Consider the following 18,830-nt stretch of genomic DNA (forward strand, 5'->3'; position numbering starts at 1 on the left):
GCTACCTCGTCAGCGGGCGGTACTTGATCCGGTGCGGCTGGTCGGCCGCGGCGCCGAGGCGGCGTCGCTTGTCGGCCTCATAGGCCTGGAAGTTGCCCTCGAACCACTCGACATGGCTGTCGCCCTCGAAGGCGAGGATGTGCGTCGCGAGACGGTCGAGGAACCAGCGGTCGTGGCTGATGATGACGGCGCAGCCGGCGAAGTCGGCCAGCGCCTCCTCCAGCGCGCGGAGCGTGTCGACGTCGAGGTCGTTGGTCGGCTCGTCGAGCAGCAGCACGTTGTGCGGGTTCTTCAGCATCTTCGCCAGATGCACGCGGTTGCGCTCGCCGCCCGAGAGCACGCCGACCGGCTTCTGCTGGTCGCCACCCTTGAAGTTGAAGGCGGCGCAATAGGCCCGGCTCGGCACCGTGCGCTTGCCCATGGTGATCTGGTCCTGGCCGTTCGAGATCTCCTGCCAGACGGTCTTCTTGTCGTCGAGGCTGTCGCGGCTCTGGTCGACATAGCCGAGCTGGACGCTCTCGCCGACGGTCATCGTGCCGCTGTCGGGCTTGTCGACGCCGGTGATCATCTTGAACAGCGTGGTCTTGCCGGCGCCGTTCGGGCCGATGACGCCGACGATGCCGCCCGGCGGCAGCTTGAAGGACAGGTCGTCGATCAGCAGCCGGTTGCCGAAGCCCTTGCGGATGGCGTCCGCCACGATGACGGTGTTGCCGAGGCGCGGGGCGGGCGGGATCTGGATCTCGGTCGGGTCCGGCGCGCGATCCTGGCTGCGGAGCAGCAGCTCCTCATAGGCCTGGATGCGGGCCTTCGACTTGGCCTGCCGGGCGGAGGGGCTACGGCCGATCCATTCCTGCTCCTCAGCGAGCTGGCGCTGGCGGGTGCTCTCCTCCTTCTCCTCCTGGGCGAGGCGCTTGCGCTTCTGCTCCAGATAGGCGGAGTAGTTGCCCTGGTAGGGGATACCCCGGCCGCGATCGACCTCGAGAATCCAGTTGGTGACGTTGTCGAGGAAGTAGCGGTCGTGGGTGACGATCAGCACGGCGCCGGTATAGTCGCGCAGCGTCTTCTCAAGCCAGGAGACGCTCTCGGCATCGAGGTGGTTGGTCGGCTCGTCGAGCAGCAGCATCTCCGGCTTCTCGAGCAGCAGCTTGCAGAGCGCGACGCGGCGGCGCTCGCCGCCCGAGAGGGTGGTCACCGGGCTCTCGGCGGGGGGGCAGCGCAGCGCGTCGAGGGCGATCTCGACGGTGCGGTCGATCTCCCAGCCGCCGCCGGCGTCGATCTTCTCCTGCAGGTCGGCCTGCTCGGCCAGCAGGTTGTTCATCTTCTCCTCCGACATCTCCTCGCCGAAGGCGAGGGAGATCTCGTTGAAGCGGTCGAGATGGGCCTTCATCTCCTTGAAGGCGAGCATGACGTTCTCGCCGACGGTGAGGTCCGGGTCGAGATGCGGCTCCTGCGGCAGGTAGCCGACGCGGACGCCCTCGGCCGCCCAGGCCTCGCCGCCGAATTCCTTGTCCTGCCCGGCCATGATGCGCATCAGGGTCGACTTGCCGGCGCCGTTCGGGCCGAGCACGCCGATCTTCACATCCGGCAGGAAGGAGAGGGTGATGCCTTTGAAGACCTCGCGCCCGCCCGGATAGGACTTGGTCAGGTCTTTCATCACATAGGCGTACTGGTAGGAGGCCATGGCTTCGGTCCTGACGGGGGGGGCTGTTGGCCCGGTTTCTAGCGCCCGGGGCCGCCGAGGGAAAGCGGCGGGCTGGCATCGCTACGGTGCGGCCCGCGTTCACCGCGCTTCCAGCAGAAAGGAACCCCCGCATGCGCCTTCCCCTGATCAAGCCCGAGGCCCTGAGCGAGGAGCAGCGCCCGCTCTATGACGATATGCGGGCCGGAATCGAAAAGAACTTCAAGGGCTTCGCCACCATCGACCGGAATGGCGCCCTGCTCGGCCCGTGGAATCCCTGGCTGCACGAGCCGAAATTCGGCGGCCCGATCTGGGAGCTCACCAAGGCCATGTCGGTGGCGCCCAGCCTGCCGAAGCCGGTGCGGGAGGTCGCCATCCTCGTCACCGGTGCGCATTTCCGCTCGGCCTATGAACTCTATGCCCATGTCATCGCCGCAGAGCAGCGCGGCCTCTCGGACGATACGCTGGCGACCATCGTCGCCGGGCAGCGGCCGGGCGACCTGCCGCGCGACCAAGCCATCGCCTATGACATCGCCTCGGCGCTGGTGAATGGCGGCGTGCTGCCGGAGCTGAGCTATCGCCAGGCGGTGAAGGAATTCGGGGCCCATGGCGCGGCGGAGCTGATCTACCTGGTCGGTCTCTACTGCATGGTCTCGGTCACGCTGAACGGCTTCGACGTGCCGATCCCGGAGGAAGAGCGAGGGTAGCGCCAGGAACGGCCCCTCACCCCCGGCGTTGCGGCGCGGTCTGGGCGGAGGGGTGCATGGCAAGATGGCTGCCGGGCCGGCGGGAATGGGCTTTCTCCGCCGTTACCTTCGCGGCTGCCACCCTCGCCCTCCTCATCGCCTTCTGGACCGGGCTGGAACGACCCTATTGGGCCGCGGCCACCGTCTATATCACCGCCCAGCCCTCGGCCGGGGCGCTGCGGGCCAAGGGCATCGGGCGGCTCTGCGGCACCTTCGCCGGTGCCGCCTTCGCCGTGCTGGCGGTGCCGAACCTGGTCGCCGCGCCGCCGCTGCTGGTGCTTGTCATGGCGCTCTGGGTCGGGCTCTGCCTGACCTGCGCCCTGCTCGACCCGACGCCGCGCAGCTACGGCTTCATGCTGGCCGGCTATACCGCCGCGATCATCGGCTTCCCGGCCGTCGATGCGCCGGAGGAGATCTTCACCACCGCCATCCTGCGGGTGGAGGAGATCGGCCTCGGCATCGCCTGCACCTGGGTGCTGCACGGCATCCTGCTGCCCCGCCCGGCCGCGCCCGACCTGCTGCGCCGGCTGGAAGCCTGGACGGCCGATATCGCCCGCCTCGCCGCCGATGCGCTGGGCGGCGGGATGGAGGGGCTGGCCGAGGACCGGCGCCGGCTGGCGCGCGATGGCAGCGCGCTCGATGCATTGTTCCAGCAGGCCCGTTACGAAGCCGGCAGCCGCGCCGCGCTGCGCCGCCTGCCGGTGCTGCGCGGCCAGGCGCGGCGGATGCCGGTGCTGGCCAGCGCCGCGGCCGACCGGATCCTTGCCCTCCGCGCCGCCGACCCGGCAGCCGCGACTGCCCTCGCCCCACTGCTCGACGCCATCGCCGCGCGGATCGGCGGCAGCCCGGGCGATGATCCGGGGCTGGAAGCCAGGCTCGCCGCCGCGGAAGCCGAGGCCTCGGCGGCCGGCGGCTGGTCCGGCCTGATGCGGGAGGGGCTGCTGGCCCGCCTGCGCGAGCTGCTGAGTACCGCCGAGGCCTGCCGCGGCCAGGCCGGGCGCATTGCCGGCGCGGCCCGGGGCGATCTCGGCGCCGGGCCGATGCCGGGCCATGTCGATCCGCTGCTGGTCGGGCTTTCCGGGCTTTCGGCCGTGGTCTCGGTCTGCCTCTGCTGCGCCTTCTGGATCCTGGCCGGCTGGCCGGGCGGGGCGACAGCGGCGATGATGTCGGCAGTCGGCGCCAGCCTCTTTGCCGCGCTCGACGACCCCACGCCGGCCATCCTCCGCTTTATGGAGGGCACCGTCCTCGCCGCCGCCGCGGCCGCGCTCTACCTCTTCGCCATCCTGCCGGCGTTGGACGGCTTCATCCCACTCATCATCGCGCTCGGCCTGCTCTATCTGCCGCTCGGGGCGCTGCTGGCGGTGCCGGCGCTGACGCCACGGATGGCGCCCATTGCCCTCAACGCCCTCGCCCTCATGGCCATCCAGGCCAGCTACGGCGCCGATCCGGCCGGCTTCCTCGAAAGCGCGATCGGCATGCTGGTCGGCTTCGCCATGGCGCTGGTGGTGACACGGGTGCTGCGCGGCGCCGGCGTCGCCTGGCGGGTGGCGCGGCTGGTCGAGGCCGATCGCCGCGACCTGGCGCGGCTGGCCGAGGGTCGGCGGCCAGCCGATCTCCGCCGCATCGCCGCCGCCATGCTCGACCGGTTCGAGGCGCTCTCGGCCCGGCTCGGCGCCGCCGATGCCGCGACGCTGGGCCGGCGCGAGCTGGCGGAGCTGCGCGCCGCCTTCAACCTGCTGCGGCTGCGGGAGGTGGCGGCCGGCCTGCCCGCCGCGCTCCGCCCCGCGATCGAGGCGGCGGTGGCCGCGACCGGCGCACTGGCCCGTGGGCGGCTGGCGCCGGAGGCGGCGCTCGCCCGGATCGATGCCGCCCTCGCCGCCGCATTGCCGGAGCCGGCAGCGCGGCCGGCGGCGCTGGCACTCTCGGGGCTCCGCATGGCGCTCTTCCCCGGCATCCAGGCCCCGCCCCCGGCGCTCGCGGCATGATCGCCGAGATCGACATCTTCGGCATCTTCGTCCCGGCGCTGTTGGTCTGGGTGCTGATCGCCCTGCTGCTGAAGGGGCTGGTCTGGCGTCTGGCCGGGCGGCTCGGCCTGCCGCGCCATGTCTGGCATCCGCCGCTCTTCGAGGCAGCCCTCTTCCTCCTGCTGCTCGGCGGCGTGGTCGCCGTCGCCCATTGGATCGCGCCATGAAACGCCTGGCCCTGACCGCCCTTGCCCTCCTCGTCGCCGGTTTCGTCGGCTGGCGGCTCTGGGACTACTACATGCTGGCCCCCTGGACGCGGGATGGGCGGGTGCGGGCGGATGTGGTCGGCATCGCGCCGGATGTCTCCGGCCTCGTCGCCAGCATCGCCGTGCGCGACAACCAGGAGGTGCAGCGCGGCGACCTGCTCTTCGAGATCGACCGCGCCCGCTTCGACCTGGCGCTGCGCCAGGCCGAGGCCGCGGCGCAATCCCGCTGGGAGGCGCTGCAACAGGCCCAGCGCGATGCGGTGCGGGTGACGCGGCTGGACCAGAGCGCAGTTTCGGTCCAGGCGCAGGAACGTGCCGTCTCCGAGGCGAACCAGGCGGCGGCGGCCTATAGCCAGGCGCTGGCCGACCGCGACCTGGCGCGGCTGAACCTGGAGCGGACGCGCGTGACGGCGCCGGTCGGCGGCACCGTCACCAATTTCGACCTGCGGCCGGGCGACTATGTGACCGGCGGCCATGCGGTCTTCGCCCTGGTGGACCGGGACACGCTGCGGGTGGAGGGGTATTTCGAGGAGACCCGCCTGCCCCGCATCACCCCCGGTGCCCCGGTGCGCATCCGGCTGATGGGCGAATCCGCCATCCTGCGCGGCCATGTCGAAAGCATCGCCGCCGGCATCGAGGACCGCGACCGCGCCGCCGGGCCGAACCTGCTGGCCAATGTGAACCCGACCTTCAGCTGGGTGCGGCTGGCGCAGCGGGTGCCGGTGCGGATCACCCTCGATGACCGGCCGCCGGCGCTGCGGCTGCTGCCGGGGCGGACGGCGACGGTCAGCATCGGCGATTAGCAGGGCGTGCTGGTGGGCCCGGCAGGACTCGAACCTGCAACCAAACCGTTATGAGCGGTCCGCTCTGACCATTGAGCTACAGGCCCGCCAGCGCCGCAGGAATGCCGGGGGCGCGAGCGGAAGTCCAGCGCCGCCGCAGCGAGGACCAGCGCCGCAGCCGCCCAGGCCAGGGATTGCAGGTTGGCCGGCCCCTCCAGCCCGGCGCCGAGCAGCGCCCCAGCGACGAGGGGCACCGCGAGCCAAGGGCGCCAGCCGGCGCGCGTCCCCGCCAGGACGGCCACCAGCGGCACGGCGAAGGCGGCGGTCGGGAAGTCGCGGTAGCGCGGGTCGAGCACCAGCAGCCATTGCAGCACCAGCGCGGCCAGCAGGAAGGGCAGCAGCAGCGCCCCCGCCGCGCGGGACCGGCGCAGCAGCAGCAGGGCGAGCAGCGCCTGGCCGGGCAGGTTCACCGCCGCCGCCAGCCAGCGCCAGGACCCGTAGAGCGCCGGCCAGGTGCCACACAGGGCGAAGACCAGGGCATTGCCGAGCGCGAAGGCCAGCAGCGGCCGCCCCGAGACGGCCCAGAACAGCAGGCCGAGCAGCGCCGCCGCCGCGGCCTCCAGCCCCCAGGCGGGATCCTCGCGCAGCGGGCCAGCGCGGGGGAATTGCGGCCCCCGCCCGGCATCCCACAGACCCCAGCCGGTGCCGACCGTGCCCTCCAGCCGGTATTTCCAGCCCTGGTCGAAAGCCTCGATCAGGTTGAGGTCCAGCCCCTCCTCCGCCGCCAGGGCGAGGATGCGGCGGGTAAAGACCGCCTGATCGACGCGGGAGGGCACAGCGCCGGCCCGCCAGCGGCCACGGCTCGGCCAGCCGGCCTCGCCGATCGCGATCGGCTTGCCGGGGAAGGCGGCGCGCAGCCGGGCCAGCACGCCCCGGATATGCCCGATCGCCGCCTCGACCGGAATCGGCCGGTCCTCCCAATAAGGGAGGAAGTGGACGGTCACGATATCGACATGCGCGGCCAGTTCCGGGTGGCGCTCCCAGTATTCCCAGACATCGGCATAGGTGACGGGTTGCGCGACCGCGGCGCGCACCCGGTCGAGCGCCGCCATCAGCGCGGCCGGGCGCAGGTCGCGGCGCAGCAGCACCTCATTGCCGACGATCACGCGGGTGATCGTCTCCGGATGGGCGTGGGCCTGGGCGATGAGCGCGGCGAGTTCCGCCTCGTTCTGCCGCGCCTCGCGCCCGAGCCAGGCGCCCGCCTGCAACTTCAATCCGTGCCGCGCCGCCAGCGCCGGCAGATCGTACTCGCCGCCCAGCGCAGCATAGCTGCGGATCGCCCGGACCTGCGGCGCCAGCAGCGCCAGGTCGGCCTCGACCTCCGCTGGGCTCGGAAAGCGGTCCTCGAGCGGCGACTGGCCGGGGCGGAAGGGCGCGAAGGAGACGGAGGGGATGGGGCCGGCAGGCGCGGGAACCTCCCCCGCCTGCTCGCGGTTCGGCCACCACCAGAGCAGCGCGGTGAGCGCCAGCAGGACCGGCAGGGCGCGCCAGCCGCGATAGGCGGGGCGGTCCGGCAGGGCTAGCCTCATGCCGAAGGAGACCCAATGCCATGACCGAGGACGCCATCCGCGAGATCCTGCTGAGCACCCGCCGCATCGCGGTGGTGGGCGCCTCGGCCAAGCCCGAACGGCCGAGCTTTGGCGTCGCCGCCTTCCTGGTGGAGCGCGGCTATGCGGTGACGCCGGTCAATCCCGGCCTCGCCGGCCAGCGAATCCATGGCGCCGAGGTGGCACCGGGGCTGGAGGCCGCCGGGCCGCTCGACATGGTCGATGTCTTCCGCCGCAGCGAGGAAGCCGGCGCGGTGGTGGATGAGGCGATCCGCCTCGGCGCCCGGACGGTCTGGCTCCAGCTCGGAGTCCGCGACGATGCGGCCGGCGAGCGGGCGCGGGCGGCCGGGCTGCGCTTCGTGCAGGATCGCTGCCCGGTGATCGAATGGCGGCGGCTCGGCCTGCCGGGGCGCATCGGCTAGCCACCGCCCCCGCTTGAAACGGTTCGGAAGCCGGGCCACTTCGCCAGGGTGGCGCGTCGCCTGCCTTGGGCAGGGGCCGGACCAGCCCGGAAACAGGGCGGCCGGTCGCCGGGACGATGACCAGGGAGACATGAGGACCATGAACGACGAAGAACGCCGGATCATCACCCAGTTCGTGGAGCGGATCGCCGGTGCTTCGCCAGGCGCTCCAAGCTCCGGCCCTTGGGGTGGCAGCGTGCCTGCCACCCAGCCGCGGCCGAACCTGCCGCCGGTGGACCGCGACGCGGATGCGCTGATCAACGACCTCTTCGCCCGCTATCCCGAGGCGCGCTACCGCATCACCCAGACCGCCTTCGTGCAGGAGGCCGCGCTGGTCGAGGCGCAGAACCGCATCCGCCAGCTGGAATGGGAGGTGCAGAACGCCCACAACCAGGCCCAGGCGGCGCAGCAGCCCCGCAGCGGCGGGCTGTTCGGCGGCATGTTCGGTGGCGGCCAGAGCCGCCAGCAGCCCCCGATGGCCCCGCCCCCGCAGCCGGTCTATCCGCCGAACTACAATCCCGGGATGCTTCAGCCGCAACGCGGCGGCTCGGGCTTCCTCGGCACCGCGCTGACCACGGCGGCGGGCGTCGCCGGCGGCATGGTCCTCGGCAACATGCTGATGAACAGCTTCGGCCATCACGGCTCGGCGGCTGCGGCCTCCACGGCCTCCGACGCCTCGGGCGGTGGCGGTGCCTTCGGGCAGGAAGCGGTGCCGGCCAGCTCGCCCTGGACCGATCCGGGCACGGCGGCGGCCGACCAGGGCTGGGGCAGCGGCGGCGGGCAGGACTATGCCTCGTCGACCAGCGATGCCACGGGCGGCGGCTATGACGACAACAACTACGATACCGGCGGCACCGACGATGCCGGCGGCGGCTACGACGAGGAGGTCTAGCGGGCGGCGCATGGCGTAAGGCTGGCCCTGCGCCATGCGCATCCCCGATCTCGACCTCGACCTGCTGCGCTGCTTCGTCACCGTGGCCGAGCGCGGCGGTTTCACCGCTGCCGGCCAGGCGCTGGGGCTCACGCAATCCGCCGTGAGCCTGAAGGTGAAGCGGCTGGAGGAGGTGGTGCAGCGCCGCGTGCTGGACCGCACCAGCCGCGCCGTGGTGCTGACCCGCGACGGCGAGACGCTGCTCGCCTATGCCCGCCGCATCCTGGCGCTGAATGACGAGGCGGTGCGGCGGATGGTCGCGCCGCCGGTCGCAGGGCGGCTGCGACTCGGCGTTGCCGACCATTTCGTGCCGCGCAACCTGGCGCCGCTGCTGGCCCGCTTCGCCCAGACCTATCCCGAGGTGCGGCTGGAGGTGGAGGTCGGGCGCAGCCATGAGCTGCGGGCGGCGCAGGAGCGCGGGGCGCTCGACCTCGTGCTCGGCAAGCGGCGGGATGGCGAGACCGCGGGCCGGCCGATCTGGACGGAAGCGGTGATCTGGGTCGCGGCGCCGGACTGGGTGGCACCGAGCGGCCGGCCCCTGCCCCTGGCGATGCTGCCGCCCGGCTGCATGTTCCGCGACCGGGCGCTGGCGGCCCTGGCCCGGGCGGGGATGGGGTTCGAGGTGGTCTATGTCTCGGCCAGCCTGCTCGGCGTCGCGGCAGCGGCGCAGGCGGGCTTCGCGCTGACTGTGCTCGGCCGCAGCGGGCTGCCGCCGGGCCTCGTGGAGGTGCCGGGTCTGCCGCCGCTCGGGACCGCGGAGATGTGCGTCTTCGGCGATGCGGCGGGGCAGAACCCGCTGGCCGAGCCGCTGATGCGCTTCATTCGCGAGAGCCTGGACGGGCCCGAGCTGGCGAGCGCGGCTTGAGACCGGGCTCCCTCTCCAACGCTTCAGCTCAGGGCGTCATCGCCGCCGCATTCAGCAGCCCGACCGCCACGGCCACCGCCGCCTTCAACACCGCCGTCGCCATCTCGCCGCGCTCGATCGCCGCCCGCCAGTCCGGCAGCAGCCGCGCGGTCAGCAGGAAGGCGCCGAGTTGCGCCAGCAGCGCCACCACCGCCCAAACCACCGCATCCAGCAGCCCCGCCGAATGCGAGACAGCGGAGGCAATGGCGAGCGCCGCGCCGAGCACCGACCCACCCAGCGCCACCGCCGCCGGCAGGTTGCCGGCGCGCACCAGCGCCATCTCGTCATGCGGGGTCATCCGGGTGAAGACCAGGAAGGCCGCCCCCAGCAGGGCCAGGCCCGCCAGGAAATGCGCCAGGAAAGCCGGCAGGGCGGCGAGGCTGGTCATGCAGAACCCTCGGGCTGGAACCAGTGGGGGACGAAGCGGCTGGTGTCGCGGGTGATCGGCGTCGCATCCTCGCGGATGCCGAGCCCGGCCGGGCTGCCCCCGATCACCCAGCTGCCGAGCACGGGGTAGCGGCCGGCGAAGCAGGGCAGCTCGGCATAGCGCTGCCAGACCCTGGGCTGGCCGGCATAGGGGCCGGGCGTCTCGGCCCCCGGCGCGGTGATATTGGCGCCCTCCCGCCCCCAGAAGGGCTTGGCGATCTCCGGCCCGCCGCAGCGCCCGGACTCCAGATAGGCCGGCAACAGGTTCGGGTGGTCGGGGAAGAGCGCCCAGAGCAGGGCGAGGAAGGCCTTGCTGCTGGGCATCAGGCGCCAGGCCGGCTCGATCCAGCGGGTCGGGGCGCCGGCGACATGGGCGCCGAAATCCTCGGCCAGCAACCAGTCCCAGGGATAGAGCTTGAAGATCGCCTCGATCGGCTGCTCCTCCAGGTCGCGGAAACGGCGTCCGTCCCAGCCGATCTGGTCCATGGTCAGCGCCGGCGCCGCCAGCCCGGCCTGCATCGCTGTGTCGCGCAGATAGTCGAGCGTGCCCTGGTCCTCGACCGAATCCCGGGCGCAGGCGAAATGCACCCGGCGCGGCAGGCCGAGCCCAGGCCAGGCGGCGATCAGCGCCTCATGCAGCCCGTTGAATTGGTCGAGCGCCGGGTCGGTGCATTGCAGCCATTCCCACTGCACCACCGCGGCCTCGAACAGGGCAGTTGGGGTATCGGCATTGTATTCCAGCAGCTTGGGTGGACCGCTGCCGTCCCAGCACAGATCCATCCGGCCATAGAGGCTCGGCTCGCCCCGGAGCCAGGATCGCCGGGCCAGGGCCCAGGCCGCCTCCGAGAGGCCGAGTGCCCGGCCGGTATCCTCCCGCACCAGATGCGCACAGGCGAGGCGCGTCAGCCGCTCCAGCTCCGCGGTCGCCGCCTCCAGCACATCGACCTCGGCGGCGGTGAAGGCGTAGCAGGCGGTCTCGTCCCAATAGGGCTCGCCCTCGATCTCGGCGAAGGCGAAGCCCATGCGGCGGGCGCGCTCCAGCCGGTCCGGCCGTGGCGCCTGGGTGATCCGCCGCATCAGCCGCCCCCGCTCATATGGCTGGCGAAGCTGCCGAAGCCGGACCGCGTGCTGGCGCTGGCATGCGAGGAGGAGGAGGACGAGGAGGAAGAGCTGTGCCCGCTGGAGGAAGAGCTTCGGCACAATTGCTCGGCATCCGGCCGCCCCTGGGCCCGGGCCTCGCGGCATTCCTCCGAACCGCCGTCGCAGGTCGAGAGGCCGAAGGCCAGGCCACCGCCGAGCAGGACGAGGCCGATGCCAGTTGCGCGCCGCATCCGGCGAGGCTAACCGGAAGGGGCCGGACACTGCCAGCGCCCAAGGGGGCGCCGCGACCACGATCGAGGCCTCCGCATGTCATTGTCGCCTGCACCTGCCGCCGAGGGCCCTGTCTCGGGCCGGGACATGCGCATCGTCGCGCTGATCGGCACCGGGCATTTCCTGTCGCATTTCTACATGCTTTGCCTGCCGCCGCTCTTCCTGCTCTGGCGGGCGGAATTCGATGTCTCCTACAGCATGCTCGGCCTGTCGGTCGCGCTGATGAGCGGGACGACGGCGGTGCTGCAGACCCCGGTGGGATTCTGGGTGGATCGCTGGGGAGCGCGGCCCTTCCTGGTCGGCGGCACGCTGCTGATGGCCCTCTCGGTCTCTGCCATGGCCGCAGCGCCGGCCTTCTGGATGATCCTGCCGCTGGCGGTGCTGTCCGGCATCGGCAACAGCGTCATCCATCCGGCCGACTACGCGATCATGACCGGCAGCGTGAACAAGTCCTTCATGGGCCGGGCCTTCGCGTTGCACACCTTCACCGGCAATCTCGGCTTCGCCCTGGCGCCGCCGGTCATCGCCCTGCTGGTCGGCGTGATGGGGAGCTGGCGCGGTGCGCTGCTGACCGTCGGGTTGCTCGGCGTGCCGGTCGTCATCGCTATCCTGCTGCAGAGCAGTGTGCTGCGCGACCAGGCCAAGCCTGCCAAGGCAGCGGAGAAGACCTCGAGCCGCGAGGTCCTGCTCTCCCGCCCCATGCTGCTGTTCTTCGCCTTCTTCCTGCTCTCCTCCATGGCCGGCTCCGGCGTGCAGGCCTGGCTCGTGACGGTGCTCGGCAAGCTCTGGGGCACGCCGGTGCTGGTCGCCTCGGGCGTGCTGACCGGCTACATGGTGGGCGCCACCGCCGGCACGCTGGTCGGCGGCTGGATCGCCGACAAGTCGAAGCGCAACCTGCTCGGCATGGTGACGGTCCTGACGCTCGTCGCCATGACGCTGCTGCTTTCGCTCGGCCTGGTGCCGATGCCGGAAGTGCTGCTGCCGGTGGTCGCGGTGGCGGCGGGCCTGGCGCTCGGCACCTCCCGCACCCCGCGCGACGTGATGCTGAAGGATGCCTGCCCGCCGGGGCAGATCGGCAAGGTCTTCGGCTTCGTCTCCGCTGGCCTGCCGCTGGGCTCCGCCATCACCCCGGTGCCAATGGGGATGCTGATCGATTTCGGCCATCCCGGCCTGGTGCTGCCGGTGGTTGCCGGGCTGCTCGGCCTCTCGCTGCTGTGCGCCGGCAGCGCGAAGGAGAGCGCGGCGGCGGCCCGGCGGGTCGACGTGGTCCCCGCCGAGTAGCCGATGCGGCGGCTGCATCGCTGGCTCGGCCTTGGGCTCGGAGCCTGGTTTGCGCTGGTCGGGCTGACCGGCGCGATCATCACCTTCCTCCCCGAGATCGAGACCTGGCGGATGGCCGCGCCGGGACCGGGCGAGGCACGGCCGCTACCGGAGATTCTCGCCGCCGCCCGCGCCGCCAGGCCCGACATCCCGGAAGGGCCGCTGCGGCTCTGGCCTGGCCGGCCCTTGCGGATGGATTTCCGCATCCCCTCCGGCCAGCGCGTCACGCTGTATCTGGACCCGACCTCAGGCGAGGTGCTGGGCGAAGTGGGGCAGGGCACCAAGCTCGTCCATCTGGTGCATGACCTGCATCGCAGCCTGCTGCTCGGCCGGCCGGGCGATGTGCTGGTGGGGCTGCTCGCCCTGCCGACCTTGCTGCTGCTCGGCGCCGGCTTCTGGCTCTGGCGGGAGCCCGGACCGCTGCCCTGGCGGGAAAGGCTGGCCTCGGTGCGCGGCCTGCGCGGCAGGCGGCGGCTGGCGAATTGGCACCGGGTGCTCGGGCTGCGCCTGCTGCCGCTGCTGCTGATCGCCGCGATCACCGGCTTCGGCATGGCCTTTCCGCGCACCGTCGAGCGGGCGCTCTACCGGCTGGTGCCGGCCGGGACACCGCCCACAACCGCGTCCGGGACGGGACCGGTCGATCTGGCCGGTGCCCTAGCCCTGGCCCAGGCGCAGCGGCCGGACTGGGCAATCCGCTGGATCGACCTGCCGCAACCGGGCGGCCCGGCACGCTACCGCATCGCCCTCGCCCCCACGGATGGCTGGCCAGGGCACGAGGCGGGCGTCACCGTCGATGCCACGACCGGCGCCCTGAGCGAGATTGCCGATACCGATCCGGTCACCCGCATCTCCGCCTGGATCGAGGCGCTGCATTACGGCACCGCCTTCGGCCTGCCGCACCGGCTGCTGGTGCTGGCGACCGGGCTGGGGCCGGTGGCGCTCGGCCTGCTCGGCTTCTTGCTCTGGCGGCGCGGGCGGGGGCGTGTCCGGCGGCGGCGCCCTGACGAGGTCTTGAGCCGGTCCTGAAGCTCGGCCACTCTTCCCGCCAAGAAAGATGGAGGACATGTCATGCGACGCCGCAGCCTGCCTGCGCTCGGAGCCGCCCTGCTGGCCGCACCTGCCCTCGCCCAGACCAGCTATCCCGACCGGCCGATCCGCTTCGTGGTGCCCTTCCCGGCCGGCGGCGCCACCGATGTCTGGGCCCGGCTGATCGCCGAGGCGATGAGCGCCGATCTCGGCCAGCCCATCGTCATCGAGAATCGCAGCGGCGCCGGCGGCATGCTGGGCTCGGACTATGTCGCCAAGGGTCCGGCCGATGGCTACACGCTGCTCTACACGATCAGCCCACTGATCCAGTCGCCGGTGGTGTTCCGCCGCTGGCCCTACCAGCCGCTCGAGGATTTCGCGCCGATCGGCAAGGTCGGCACGACGCCCCTGCCCTTCTGCATCCGGCCGGAGATTCCGGCGAAGACGCTCGCCGAATTCGTCGCCTATGCGCGCGGGCGGGACCTCTCCTTCGGTTCCTACGCCACCGGCTCCTCCGGCCACGCCTTCGCCCAGCTTTTCTCGGACGTCGAGAAGCTGAACATGACGCATATCGCCTATCGCGGCGAAGCGCCGATGCTGACCGACATCCTCGGCGGGCGCATCCAATGCGGCTTCCACAGCATGACCGCGGCGGGGGACTATATCCGCTCCGGCCGGCTGCGGCCGCTGGCGACGCTCGGGAAACGCCGCATCCCCTCCATGCCCGACCTGCCGAACTTCCTGGAGCTCGGCTATCCCGATGCCTTCGGCATGGCCGGCTTCATCGGATTGTTCGCGCCCGTGCGTGTCCCGCCGCCCATCCTGGCGCGGCTGGAGGCGAGCTTCGCCGGCGCCATGCGGAACGAGGCGGTGCTGCGCCGGCTGCAGGATATGGACACCCTGGCCGGCTACCTGCCGCCGGCCGAGTTCAAGGCGGAGATGGCCGTCCAGCTCCGGCAATGGACCGAGCTGGCGGAGTCCATGAACCTGTCGGTGGATGGCTGAGATGCGCCGTCGCTCACTCCTCGCCGGCCTCGCCCTGCCGGCCATCGCCCATGCCCAAAGCGGCTATCCCGATCGGCCGATCCGCTTCCTGGTGCCCTTCCCGCCCGGCGGCGGCACCGATACCTGGGCGCGGATCGCTGCCGAGGGCATGCAGCCGGAGCTCGGCCAGCCGATCGTCATCGAGAATCGCGGCGGCGGCGGCGGGCTGATCGGAACCGAGGCCGCGGCCAAGGTAGCACCCGACGGCTATACGCTGCTCTTCACCATCACCACCCATGTCCAGACGCCGGTGGTGATGCGGCGCTTCCCCTATGACCCGGTCGCGGACTTCGCCCCGATCGGCCGGCTCGGCACCACCTCCATCCTGTTCTGCGTCGGGCCGCGGGTGCCGGCCTCGGTCACCAGCATGCCAGCATTCACCGAATGGGCGCGCGGGCGGGACCTCTCGCTCGGCTCCTATGCGCCGGGCAGCACGGGGCACGCCTTCGCGCTGATGCTGGCCGAGGAGGCGAAGCTGCAGATGACGCATGTCGCCTATCGGGGCGAGACGCCGATGCTGCAGGACATCCTCGGCGGCTCCATCCATGGCGGCTTCCACAGCATGGCCGCGGCCGGGGAGATGATGAAGGCCGGCCGCGTTCGGGCGCTGGCCGCGAGCGGAGACCGGCGCGTACCCTCCATGCCGGATGTGCCGAACCTGCGGGAGCTGGGCTTCTCCGACCGGTTCAGCTTCAGCGGCTTCTCCGGCCTGATGGCCCCGGCGCGGACGCCGCAACCGGTGCTGGACCGGCTGGTCGCCGCCTTCCGCGTCGCCGCGGCGAAGCCGGAGACGCATCAGCGCCTGCTGGCGATCGACACCATCCCGAGCTACCAGGATCCGGCCACCTTCCGCGCCCAGATCGAGCGCAACCTGCGGGAATGGACCGAGATCGCGGAGCGGCTGAACCTCAGCACGGAGGGCTGACTACTCCGCGGCCACCGCCCGCGCCGTCGCCTCGCCCCGCACGGAATCGAGGAAGGCGCGGAGCGCGCTGGAGGCATAGGCATCGCGCCGCCGGACGAAGAGGGTCTCGACCCGGCCCTCCTCGCCCGGCAGCGCCTCCACCGCCAGGCGGCCGGGTGCGACCACCGGCCCGACCAGCGCCCGCGGCAGCAGGGTGATGCCGAGCCCGGCGGCGACGCTGGCGAAGATCGCTTCCAGCGTGCCGAATTCCAGCACCCGCGGCGCCGGGATGCCGCGGCGGACCAGCATCTCCTCCAGCCGCTGGCGATAGGAGCAGCCGGCGCGCAGCACGATGATCCGGCAGGCGCCGCCCGCCGCGCGCAGCTGCTCCAGCGGCCGCGTCCCCGGCGCCGAGAGCAGCACCAGCTCCTCCTCCCAGATCGGCAGCGCCTCCAGTTCCTCATGGGCGAGCGGGCCGCAGAGGAAGGCGCCCTCCACCTCCTGCGCCAGGGCCTGGGCCAGCAGCTCGCAGGTCGTGCCGGTGCGCAGCGTGAGATCCACCGCCGGATGCGCCGCGGCGAAGCCGATCAGCGCCGGGGCGAGGCGGATGGCGGCCGTCGTCTCCAGCGTACCGAGGCAGAGCGCCCCCTGCGGGCGCCCATCATCCAGCACCGCGCGCCGCGCATCCTCCACCACCCGCAACGCCCGCCGCGCATGCGGCAGCAGCCGCGCGCCCGCCGGGGTGAGCTGCACGCCGCGCCCGCCGCGCAGGAAGAGCGCGGTGCCGAGCCGCGCCTCAAGCTGGCGGATATGCGCGGTGACGTTGGACTGCACGGTATGCAGCCCCTCCGCCGCCCGGCTCATGCTGCCGAGCCGCGCCACGGCCTCGAACATCCGGAGATCGGCCAGGTCCATGCGGCGCCCTCCCTTGCTGGCGGCAGTAAGGCGGGTTGCGGGGCCGGCGGCAAGCGACGGCCATCTGTGCGGGCGATGGCCGGGATCACCGATCATCGCTTGCGCCGGCGCCCGGGCGGCGGGAGTCTCGGCGCCGACAACGGCACGGAGATGCCCCATGACCACGGCCCTGGCGCGCAGCGCGGCCTTCTGCGAGCGGTTCGGCCTCCGGCTGCCGATCCTCCTCGCCCCCATGGCGGGGGCCTGTCCGCCCTCGCTCTCCATCGCCGTCGCCAATGCCGGCGGCCTGGGCGCCTGCGGCGCGCTGCTGATGCAGCCGAAGGCGATCCTGGACTGGGCGGCGGAGGTGCGCGGGGCAACCAACGGCCCCTTCAGCCTCAATCTCTGGATTCCCGATTCGTCACCGCGGCGCGACCCGGTGGCGGAGGCGGCGGTGCGGCACTTCCTGGGCGCCTGGGGGCCGGAAGTGCCGGAGGCGGCAGGCGATGCCACCCCACCCGATTTCGCCGCGCAATGCGAGGCATTGCTGGAGGCGGCGCCGGCCGCCGTCTCCTCCGTCATGGGCCTCTTCCCGGCCGAATTCGTGGCGCGGCTGAAGGCCCGCGGCATCGCCTGGATCGCCAATATTTCGACCGTCGCCGAGGCGCGGGCGGCCGAGGCGGCGGGGGCCGATGTGGTCGTCGCACAGGGGATGGAGGCGGGCGGCCATCGCGGCTGCTTCGATGCAGCCCGGGGCGAGGCGGAGATGGTCGGGCTCTTCGCCCTGATCCCCGCGGTGGTGGATGCGGTGCGGATCCCGGTGGTGGCGACGGGCGGCATCGCCGATGCACGTGGCGTGGCGGCAGCGCTGACCCTCGGCGCCTCGGCGGCGCAGATCGGCACCGGGCTGCTGCGCACGCCGGAGGCGAAGCTGGCCCCGGCCTGGGCCGCGGCCCTGGCCCGGACGCCGCCCGAGGGCACGCGGGTCAGCCGCGTCTTCAGCGGCCGGCCAGGGCGCAGCATCGCCACCGCCTATGTGCAGGCGGCGACCGCGCCGGATGCGCCGCTGCCCGCCCCCTATCCGGTGCAGCGCGGGTTGACCGGGCCGATGCGGGACCAGGGTACGAAGGCCGACGATATCGACCGGCTGCAGGCCTGGGCCGGGCAATCCGCGGCCCTGGCGCGCGCCGAGCCGGCGGGCGAGATCGTGCGCAGCGTCTGGGAGGGCGCGCGGGCGCTGCTCGGCTAAAGCGTCGGCGGCTTGCGCAGCTCCGGCTCCACCAGCCGGGCGAAGGCGACATCGCCGGCCGCCTCGATCCGCGCCTCGCCCAGGGCGGCACGCGGGTCCTCGGCGTTGCGCATCGCCTTGTAGCCATCCTCGGCGGCCCAGCCGGCGCTCTCGGCCAACAGGTGGACCCAGTTCAGCACCCGAAGCGGACGGCCACGCTCCAGCGCCACCAGCTCCCGGTGGCAGGAATGGAAGATGGTGCAGAGCGTGTCGGCGCCGGTCTCCGCCATGGCCGCCAGCGTCGCCGCCTCGGCATCGGCCAGGGCGCCCGGCACGGCGGCGAGGGAGGAGCACATATGGCCCGGCACGCGGATCGGGTGCTCCACCAGCTCCAGCCCCGGGACCAGGCGCAGCAGGTCGGAGACCAGCCCGTTCACCGGCACCCGGGTGTTGAAGCCGAGATGTGCATGCAGCAGCACCCGCGCCCGCACCGGCCGCGCCAGCAGCGGGCGGAGCCGGTCCTGGCGGCTGTGCAGGAGTTCGGTCACATGCACCGTCTCGAAATTCGTCGGCGTCACCGGCGCCATGCTGTCCTGCATGTTCATGTGGCAGGAGGGGCACCAGGTGGCGACCACCGGCCGGCCGGTGGCGTTGAATTGCTGGATCGTCCGGCGCGCCATGCCTTCGTTGATCCGGGCATTGGCATCCTTCGGGCTGCCGCAGCAGCTGCCCGGCCCGCCGGTGGTCACGGCATCGATGCCGACCGCTTCCAGCAACCGGGCGGTGGCGCGAATGACCTCGCCATGGCGGGTCATGTTGCAGCCATACCAGAAGACGGCGCGGTCCCCTGCCCCTGCTACAGCCATGCGCGCTGCTCCTCCTCGGTCATGGTCAGGCGGGCGAAGGCCTTCACCCGGGCGGGCAGCTGCGGATCCTCCTTCACCGGGATCAGCGGTGCGGCGCCGAGCGCGCCCTTGGCCCGCCAGGTGGCCAGGCGGAGCATGAAGGCCGGGTCGATCCGCTCCGGGCAGGCGGGGGTGCAGACGCCGCTGCGGGTGCAGGCGGCGATCCAGGCGCGGGCCGCCTCCGTGCCCGGCCCGTCGCGCAGCACATCGACCAGACCAGCCGCCACGGCCTCGGGCCCGGACTCGGCGACGCCCGGGGCATAGGGCACCATCGGGCAGGCGCGCACGCATTCGCCGCAGGCGGTGCAGAGCGCGGCGAGGCGGGCGCTCTCGGTCCGGATATGGTCGGCGAGGCTCATGCGGCCGAGCCTAG

The 18,830-nt window shown here is 72.5% G+C and carries 20 protein-coding genes and 1 tRNA gene; 13 read left to right on the plus strand and 8 right to left on the minus strand.

The annotated features are described in order from the left end of the window. Window position 1: 1 nt before the first annotated feature. Window positions 2–1,681 carry an energy-dependent translational throttle protein EttA gene (gene ettA / locus JMJ55_RS12555; protein WP_202825890.1) on the minus strand — a complete coding sequence of 560 codons (1,680 nt, stop codon included), beginning with the start codon at window positions 1,679–1,681 and terminating at the stop codon, window positions 2–4. A gap of 131 nt (window positions 1,682–1,812) precedes the next feature. Here ettA and JMJ55_RS12560 point away from each other — a divergent pair, with 131 nt between their 5' ends. Genes JMJ55_RS12560 through JMJ55_RS12575 form a run of 4 tightly spaced genes read left to right on the plus strand, consistent with a single transcriptional unit; the run spans window position 1,813 to window position 5,457 of the window. Next, window positions 1,813–2,385 (plus strand): carboxymuconolactone decarboxylase family protein, encoded by a 573-nt coding sequence (locus JMJ55_RS12560; RefSeq protein WP_236033653.1) that lies wholly within the window; start codon window positions 1,813–1,815, stop codon window positions 2,383–2,385. Between the two features lie 56 nt (window positions 2,386–2,441). Then, window positions 2,442–4,409, plus strand: a complete 1,968-nt coding sequence (locus tag JMJ55_RS12565; RefSeq protein ID WP_202825891.1) for an FUSC family protein — start codon at window positions 2,442–2,444, stop codon at window positions 4,407–4,409. Then, a complete protein-coding gene (locus JMJ55_RS12570) occupies window positions 4,406–4,615 on the plus strand; it encodes a DUF1656 domain-containing protein (protein WP_202825892.1) in 210 nt (69 codons plus the stop codon). The genes JMJ55_RS12565 and JMJ55_RS12570 overlap by 4 nt, the downstream gene beginning before the upstream one ends. Then, a complete protein-coding gene (locus JMJ55_RS12575) occupies window positions 4,612–5,457 on the plus strand; it encodes an efflux RND transporter periplasmic adaptor subunit (RefSeq protein ID WP_202825893.1) in 846 nt (281 codons plus the stop codon). Before JMJ55_RS12570 ends, JMJ55_RS12575 begins: the two co-directional genes overlap by 4 nt. 10 nt (window positions 5,458–5,467) lie before the next feature. On the opposite strand, the gene JMJ55_RS12580 is transcribed toward JMJ55_RS12575, so the two are convergent. After that, window positions 5,468–5,543, minus strand: a tRNA-Ile gene (locus JMJ55_RS12580). Between the two features lie 258 nt (window positions 5,544–5,801). Here JMJ55_RS12580 and JMJ55_RS12585 point away from each other — a divergent pair. From JMJ55_RS12585 to JMJ55_RS12600, 4 genes are all read left to right on the plus strand, one after another. Beyond that, window positions 5,802–7,019, plus strand: a complete 1,218-nt coding sequence (locus JMJ55_RS12585; RefSeq protein ID WP_202825894.1) for a hypothetical protein — start codon at window positions 5,802–5,804, stop codon at window positions 7,017–7,019. Window positions 7,020–7,045: 26 nt separating this feature from the next. After that, complete coding sequence (locus tag JMJ55_RS12590) at window positions 7,046–7,465, plus strand: CoA-binding protein (protein WP_202825895.1); 420 nt, start codon at window positions 7,046–7,048, stop codon at window positions 7,463–7,465. A 139-nt stretch (window positions 7,466–7,604) separates the two neighbouring features. After that, window positions 7,605–8,396 (plus strand): DUF2076 domain-containing protein, encoded by a 792-nt coding sequence (locus tag JMJ55_RS12595; protein WP_202825896.1) that lies wholly within the window; start codon window positions 7,605–7,607, stop codon window positions 8,394–8,396. 34 nt (window positions 8,397–8,430) lie between these two features. Continuing rightward, on the plus strand, window positions 8,431–9,300 hold the full coding sequence (locus JMJ55_RS12600; protein ID WP_202825897.1) for a LysR family transcriptional regulator: 870 nt from the start codon (window positions 8,431–8,433) through the stop codon (window positions 9,298–9,300). Between the two features lie 28 nt (window positions 9,301–9,328). On the opposite strand, the gene JMJ55_RS12605 is transcribed toward JMJ55_RS12600, so the two are convergent. Genes JMJ55_RS12605 through JMJ55_RS12615 form a run of 3 tightly spaced genes read right to left on the minus strand, consistent with a single transcriptional unit; the run spans window position 9,329 to window position 11,096 of the window. Then, complete coding sequence (locus tag JMJ55_RS12605; RefSeq protein WP_202825898.1) at window positions 9,329–9,727, minus strand: DUF350 domain-containing protein; 399 nt, start codon at window positions 9,725–9,727, stop codon at window positions 9,329–9,331. After that, window positions 9,724–10,842, minus strand: a complete 1,119-nt coding sequence (locus tag JMJ55_RS12610; RefSeq protein ID WP_202825899.1) for a glutathionylspermidine synthase family protein — start codon at window positions 10,840–10,842, stop codon at window positions 9,724–9,726. The genes JMJ55_RS12605 and JMJ55_RS12610 overlap by 4 nt, the downstream gene beginning before the upstream one ends. Further along, window positions 10,842–11,096 carry a hypothetical protein gene (locus JMJ55_RS12615; RefSeq protein ID WP_202825900.1) on the minus strand — a complete coding sequence of 85 codons (255 nt, stop codon included), beginning with the start codon at window positions 11,094–11,096 and terminating at the stop codon, window positions 10,842–10,844. Before JMJ55_RS12615 ends, JMJ55_RS12610 begins: the two co-directional genes overlap by 1 nt. A gap of 76 nt (window positions 11,097–11,172) precedes the next feature. On the opposite strand from JMJ55_RS12615, the gene JMJ55_RS12620 reads away from it, so the two are divergent. The 4 genes from JMJ55_RS12620 to JMJ55_RS12635 are packed head-to-tail and all read left to right on the plus strand — an operon-like array spanning window position 11,173 to window position 15,451. After that, window positions 11,173–12,417, plus strand: coding sequence for an MFS transporter (locus JMJ55_RS12620; protein WP_202825901.1), 1,245 nt, complete (start codon window positions 11,173–11,175; stop codon window positions 12,415–12,417). A 3-nt stretch (window positions 12,418–12,420) separates the two neighbouring features. Further along, window positions 12,421–13,482, plus strand: coding sequence for a PepSY-associated TM helix domain-containing protein (locus JMJ55_RS12625; protein ID WP_202825902.1), 1,062 nt, complete (start codon window positions 12,421–12,423; stop codon window positions 13,480–13,482). Window positions 13,483–13,524: 42 nt separating this feature from the next. Beyond that, on the plus strand, window positions 13,525–14,487 hold the full coding sequence (locus JMJ55_RS12630; RefSeq protein WP_202825903.1) for a Bug family tripartite tricarboxylate transporter substrate binding protein: 963 nt from the start codon (window positions 13,525–13,527) through the stop codon (window positions 14,485–14,487). Window position 14,488: 1 nt separating this feature from the next. After that, window positions 14,489–15,451, plus strand: coding sequence for a Bug family tripartite tricarboxylate transporter substrate binding protein (locus JMJ55_RS12635; protein ID WP_202825904.1), 963 nt, complete (start codon window positions 14,489–14,491; stop codon window positions 15,449–15,451). On the opposite strand, the gene JMJ55_RS12640 is transcribed toward JMJ55_RS12635, so the two are convergent. Continuing rightward, entirely contained in the window at window positions 15,452–16,345 is an 894-nt protein-coding gene (locus tag JMJ55_RS12640; protein ID WP_202825905.1) for a LysR family transcriptional regulator, read from the minus strand. 157 nt (window positions 16,346–16,502) lie between these two features. On the opposite strand from JMJ55_RS12640, the gene JMJ55_RS12645 reads away from it, so the two are divergent. After that, a complete protein-coding gene (locus JMJ55_RS12645; protein WP_202825906.1) occupies window positions 16,503–17,573 on the plus strand; it encodes an NAD(P)H-dependent flavin oxidoreductase in 1,071 nt (356 codons plus the stop codon). On the opposite strand, the gene JMJ55_RS12650 is transcribed toward JMJ55_RS12645, so the two are convergent. Then, window positions 17,570–18,418 carry a heterodisulfide reductase-related iron-sulfur binding cluster gene (locus JMJ55_RS12650; protein ID WP_202825907.1) on the minus strand — a complete coding sequence of 283 codons (849 nt, stop codon included), beginning with the start codon at window positions 18,416–18,418 and terminating at the stop codon, window positions 17,570–17,572. The two genes, JMJ55_RS12645 and JMJ55_RS12650, sit on opposite strands and share 4 nt — an antisense overlap. Further along, the gene (locus JMJ55_RS12655; protein WP_202825908.1) at window positions 18,409–18,816 is read right to left on the minus strand and encodes a (Fe-S)-binding protein; all 408 of its coding nucleotides are present in this window, start codon (window positions 18,814–18,816) and stop codon (window positions 18,409–18,411) included. The genes JMJ55_RS12650 and JMJ55_RS12655 overlap by 10 nt, the downstream gene beginning before the upstream one ends. Window positions 18,817–18,830 lie beyond the last annotated feature (14 nt).

This window comes from Belnapia mucosa, from assembly GCF_016775475.1.
Lineage (GTDB): Bacteria > Pseudomonadota > Alphaproteobacteria > Acetobacterales > Acetobacteraceae > Belnapia > Belnapia mucosa.

What these genes read in the sequence shown, in the direction of transcription:
- JMJ55_RS12640 (WP_202825905.1), bottom strand. Translation starts at nt 16,345, where the DNA reads ATGGACCTGGCCGATCTCCGGATGTTCGAGGCCGTGGCGCGGCTCGGC.
- JMJ55_RS12635 (WP_202825904.1), top strand. Translation starts at nt 14,489, where the DNA reads ATGCGCCGTCGCTCACTCCTCGCCGGCCTCGCCCTGCCGGCCATCGCC.
- JMJ55_RS12620 (WP_202825901.1), top strand. Translation starts at nt 11,173, where the DNA reads ATGTCATTGTCGCCTGCACCTGCCGCCGAGGGCCCTGTCTCGGGCCGG.
- JMJ55_RS12650 (WP_202825907.1), bottom strand. Translation starts at nt 18,418, where the DNA reads ATGGCTGTAGCAGGGGCAGGGGACCGCGCCGTCTTCTGGTATGGCTGC.
- JMJ55_RS12615 (WP_202825900.1), bottom strand. Translation starts at nt 11,096, where the DNA reads ATGCGGCGCGCAACTGGCATCGGCCTCGTCCTGCTCGGCGGTGGCCTG.
- JMJ55_RS12560 (WP_236033653.1), top strand. Translation starts at nt 1,813, where the DNA reads ATGCGCCTTCCCCTGATCAAGCCCGAGGCCCTGAGCGAGGAGCAGCGC.
- JMJ55_RS12630 (WP_202825903.1), top strand. Translation starts at nt 13,525, where the DNA reads ATGCGACGCCGCAGCCTGCCTGCGCTCGGAGCCGCCCTGCTGGCCGCA.
- JMJ55_RS12570 (WP_202825892.1), top strand. Translation starts at nt 4,406, where the DNA reads ATGATCGCCGAGATCGACATCTTCGGCATCTTCGTCCCGGCGCTGTTG.
- JMJ55_RS12565 (WP_202825891.1), top strand. Translation starts at nt 2,442, where the DNA reads ATGGCAAGATGGCTGCCGGGCCGGCGGGAATGGGCTTTCTCCGCCGTT.
- JMJ55_RS12610 (WP_202825899.1), bottom strand. Translation starts at nt 10,842, where the DNA reads ATGCGGCGGATCACCCAGGCGCCACGGCCGGACCGGCTGGAGCGCGCC.
- JMJ55_RS12645 (WP_202825906.1), top strand. Translation starts at nt 16,503, where the DNA reads ATGACCACGGCCCTGGCGCGCAGCGCGGCCTTCTGCGAGCGGTTCGGC.
- JMJ55_RS12605 (WP_202825898.1), bottom strand. Translation starts at nt 9,727, where the DNA reads ATGACCAGCCTCGCCGCCCTGCCGGCTTTCCTGGCGCATTTCCTGGCG.
- ettA (WP_202825890.1), bottom strand. Translation starts at nt 1,681, where the DNA reads ATGGCCTCCTACCAGTACGCCTATGTGATGAAAGACCTGACCAAGTCC.
- JMJ55_RS12655 (WP_202825908.1), bottom strand. Translation starts at nt 18,816, where the DNA reads ATGAGCCTCGCCGACCATATCCGGACCGAGAGCGCCCGCCTCGCCGCG.
- JMJ55_RS12575 (WP_202825893.1), top strand. Translation starts at nt 4,612, where the DNA reads ATGAAACGCCTGGCCCTGACCGCCCTTGCCCTCCTCGTCGCCGGTTTC.
- JMJ55_RS12625 (WP_202825902.1), top strand. Translation starts at nt 12,421, where the DNA reads ATGCGGCGGCTGCATCGCTGGCTCGGCCTTGGGCTCGGAGCCTGGTTT.
- JMJ55_RS12595 (WP_202825896.1), top strand. Translation starts at nt 7,605, where the DNA reads ATGAACGACGAAGAACGCCGGATCATCACCCAGTTCGTGGAGCGGATC.
- JMJ55_RS12590 (WP_202825895.1), top strand. Translation starts at nt 7,046, where the DNA reads ATGACCGAGGACGCCATCCGCGAGATCCTGCTGAGCACCCGCCGCATC.
- JMJ55_RS12600 (WP_202825897.1), top strand. Translation starts at nt 8,431, where the DNA reads ATGCGCATCCCCGATCTCGACCTCGACCTGCTGCGCTGCTTCGTCACC.